This window comes from Caldibacillus sp. 210928-DFI.2.18, from assembly GCF_020554505.1.
GTDB lineage: Bacteria > Bacillota > Bacilli > Bacillales > Caldibacillaceae > Caldifermentibacillus > Caldifermentibacillus hisashii.
Genome location: NZ_JAJCHL010000267.1, coordinates 1 through 257 on the forward strand (window position 1 = coordinate 1; position 257 = coordinate 257).

Annotated in this window: 1 protein-coding gene; it reads right to left on the reverse strand. The window is 30.7% G+C overall.

Features of this window, described 5'->3' with window-relative positions; all coding sequences use genetic code 11:
* Positions 1-257 (reverse strand): proton-conducting transporter transmembrane domain-containing protein (locus tag LIZ98_RS17825; protein ID WP_304502985.1); only part of this gene is annotated, 257 nt, incomplete at both ends.

Here is a 257-nt window from a genome sequence, read left to right on the forward strand (position 1 = left end):
TGCAAATAAAGCTGCGAGCTCAGTATTTAATACTGCATAAGCTTTAGGTAACCACATAAATAAAACTAACGATGCTTTTGAGCCAAATGCAATCATAAATACAATTGCAATGACCACTACCATTTCATTATTGTGAATATCATCTAAGCGTAATGCAACTTGAGAAAAGTTTAATGTCCCTACTAATTTGTAAAGTAAGCCAATACCTAATAAAAATAACCAAGAACCAATAATATTTAAAACAACATAGACAATGG